The organism is Colwellia sp., assembly GCF_013215345.1.
Lineage (GTDB): Bacteria > Pseudomonadota > Gammaproteobacteria > Enterobacterales > Alteromonadaceae > Colwellia.
On the sequence record NZ_JABSOV010000217.1, the window covers coordinates 1 to 3,470 of the forward strand.

3 protein-coding genes are annotated in these 3,470 nt (G+C 38.3%); 2 read left to right on the forward strand and 1 reads right to left on the reverse strand.

Annotated features, from left to right (window positions below):
- Both rimO and HRT50_RS18300 read left to right on the forward strand, forming a co-directional pair.
- On the forward strand, positions 1 to 1,087 hold a 1,087-nt coding region (gene rimO / locus HRT50_RS18295), incomplete at its 5' end, for a 30S ribosomal protein S12 methylthiotransferase RimO (RefSeq protein ID WP_291617176.1).
- Between the two features lie 149 nt (positions 1,088 to 1,236).
- A complete protein-coding gene (locus HRT50_RS18300) occupies positions 1,237 to 1,923 on the forward strand; it encodes a MaoC family dehydratase (protein ID WP_291617178.1) in 687 nt (228 codons plus the stop codon).
- Positions 1,924 to 2,107: 184 nt separating this feature from the next.
- On the opposite strand, the gene HRT50_RS18305 is transcribed toward HRT50_RS18300, so the two are convergent.
- Positions 2,108 to 3,470 (reverse strand): HD domain-containing phosphohydrolase (locus tag HRT50_RS18305; protein ID WP_291617180.1); only part of this gene is annotated, 1,363 nt, incomplete at its 5' end.

Below are 3,470 nucleotides of genomic sequence, written 5' to 3' on the forward strand. Positions count from 1 at the left end.
TAAAAAAGATGAGATTATCGAACTTCACCCCAATGTATTAGGTGTTACTGGCCCTCATGCTTATGATGAAGTATTAAAGCAAGTGCATGAACATGTAGCCAAACCTGAGCATAATCCGTTTATTGATTTGGTGCCAGAGCAGGGTGTTAAGCTTACGCCTAAACATTATGCTTATTTAAAAATATCTGAAGGTTGTGATCACCGTTGTACTTTCTGCATTATCCCATCAATGCGTGGCGATCTAGATTCACGCCCCATTGGTGATGTCTTAGGAGAAGCGCAGCGATTAAAAAATGCTGGCGTGAAAGAGTTATTAGTTATTTCTCAAGATACCTCTGCTTATGGTGTTGATGTTAGGAATAAAACTGATTTCTGGGATGGTATGCCGGTAAAAACAAGCATGCTAGCTTTGTGTGAACAACTGGGTAAACTGGGGATTTGGGTACGTTTGCATTATGTTTATCCATACCCAAGCGTTGATAAAGTTATTCCGTTAATGGCCGAAGGTAAAATTCTTCCTTATCTCGATATTCCACTTCAACATGCCAGTAAACGTATTCTGAAGTTGATGAAACGCCCTGGTAGTTCAGATAGAACGCTAGAGCGGATAAAAAAATGGCGTGAAATTTGTCCTGAATTAGTCATTCGTTCTACCTTTATTGTGGGTTTTCCTGGAGAAACTGAAGAAGAATTTGAAGAGTTATTAGATTTTCTTGAAGAAGCGCAGTTAGACCGTGTTGGTTGTTTTGCTTACTCAGATGTTGATGGTGCAACGGCGAATGACTTGCCAGATCATGTTGATGAAGAGACTAAACAAGCTCGCCTACAAAAATTCATGGCAGTACAGGCAAAAATTAGTGCTGACAAATTACAAGCACGCATTGGTCAAGAATACTTAATTCTAATTGATGAAGTTAATTCTCTGGGGGCGGTAGGGCGCTCTTATATGGATGCGCCAGAAGTTGATGGTAAAGTTTATTTGTCGGATGATTTTGATGCTAAACCCGGCGATATGTTTTGGGTGAAAATTATTCATGCGGATGAACATGATGTTTGGGGTGTGCGCGTAGAAGATGAAGAGGTTTAGCTATTCAGCTTAAGCCTAACTATTAAAGCTATAAGTTTATAGCTTTAATAGTATTTAAGTGTATTTAAGTGTATTTTTATTAACGAATAATACTTGATACTACAGTTAATTTAAAATGCTCACGAAATGGATTTAGATAAGGCAGTTATATGAACGTTATAGAGTTTATTAGAGAAAAAAGAAGAAATTTACAACACCAAAACGATCAGTTTATCGCCAAGTTAGAGCCTAAGTTTAAGAACTTATCAAATTTATTCAATAACAAAATCACCATGCCGTTTCGAAATACGCTAAATAACCCCTGGTTTTCTCAATTTAGTCCAGTTGATGCTGAAGAAAGTAAAACCGAGAAGGTATTGATACAAGTACCTGAGGCAGAAAAAACCTACAAAAGCCTGCTTGAAAAAATGGATACAGTAACCTTTGTTGGCGAATGGCACGCGGTAGAGCAAGAGTGTATTGATCAATTTGCAGAGGTCACAGGTGACAAACAATGGATTCATACCGACCCTATACGTGCAGCGAAAGAGTCGCCCTTTAAAGCGACCATAGCACACGGATTTTTAACCTTATCATTAATCCCCAAATTAACTAATTCAGTTGATTTAGATAATAACCCTTATCCTGAAGCCAAGATGGTTATTAATTTTGGCTTGAATCAAGTACGCTTTCCATATCCGGTTAAAGCGGGTACACGTGTTAGGGCCAGTATTAAACTTGTTAACTTAGTGCCTATGAAGCGTAGTATCGAAGTTGTTAATGAAGTAAGTATTGAAGTTGAAAACAGTAAACGCCTAGCTTGTGTGGCTGAAACCGTCTTACGTTTATATTTTTAGTACTTATTTTCTTAATAAAATGGCTCAAGTTTTTAATCGAGTCCTTTTATTTCTATGCCAAGCCTAACGATAAAATTTGGGTAAAAATAATTCATGCTGATGAGCATGATGTTTGCGGTGTTAGAGTAGAGGATGAAGAAGCTTAACTATTAAGTTACTTCCTAATAATCTACTTCCAGCTAGGTCAAAAACCTTTTTGGCAGCCAGGTATTTGAGTGATATCAAACTCATCTAGCTGGCTGTTTTCTAAATATTCTTTCGCAAATTTTAAATAAACTTCTTTTTCGATAAAAACATCAAATAAGTCAGGGTCAAGATGATCACCTAACTTCATGCGGCCCATAATAGTAAGGGTTTCGGATAAGGTTTTGGGGTCTTTGTACGGGCGATCATTTGCTGTTAATGCTTCAAATACATCAGCAATGCCCATAATCCTTGCTGGAATAGACATTTCATCGCGCTTTAAGCCTTTTGGGTAACCAGTGCCATCCATTTTTTCATGGTGACCACAGGCATACTCGGGTACACGTTTTAAATGTTTTGGAAAAGGCATAGACTCTAGCATTTCTACTGTCACATCCATGTGGCCATTAATCACCCGTCGTTCTTTCGGATTTAAAGTACCACGTTTAGTAATTAAGTTGTAAATCTCATCGGCGTTTACTATGTCTTGTTTTACCCCTCTAATTGTTACCTGATAATTTTTGGCTATTTTATAAACCCGTTCTATTTTATCTTCATCAAAAAACTCGCCGCCAGTGTTGGCAATACAGATGAAATCACGATCAGACTCCAGTGCTTTCAATAACAAGGCCTTTTGATTACCATCATGTTTATCAGAAGAATAAATATCCCTAGCCGCTATTTCAAAGCGGGCACTTACTAGCTCAATTCGGTCAAAAATGGTTTCAAGTTTCTTTGCTTTGTCCATAACATATTCCGGGGTAGCAACTTTGCCACAGTCATGTAGCCAAGCCGCAACACCCAATTCATGAAAGTCCTCTTTGCTCATGGAAAAACTATCGAGCGGGCCATAATTTATTTCATCACAAGCTTCAGCCAACATCATGGTGATTAAGGGAACGCGGCGACAATGGCCACCAGTATAAGGTGACTTTTTATCAATAGCGGAGGCAATGAGCTTAGAAAAAGCTGAAAATAAGTTTTCCATTTCATCAATAAGCTGTTTGTTGGTAATAATGACGCCAGCTAGAGACGACAGCGCATGGATTGTTTTTTCGATTTCTTGGTCAAAGGCAATGATGTCCCCTTGCTCATTGCTAGCATTGAGTAGTTGAATAACGCCGTTAAGATCCCCTTGATGGTTTTTCATGGGTAAGGTTAATACTGACTGAGTTCTATAACCGGTTTTTTTATCCATTGCTTTAGCGGCACTTAAGTCGTAATCCGTGCAGTGATAAACATCTTCGATATTAATAATATCCCCTGTTTTAGCTGCTATAGCGACAAGGGCACTGTCATTAACTTCGCCATACTTTAATAATGGAATAGGAGGGAAGTTGATTTCATTATTTGTGGTGCCACCT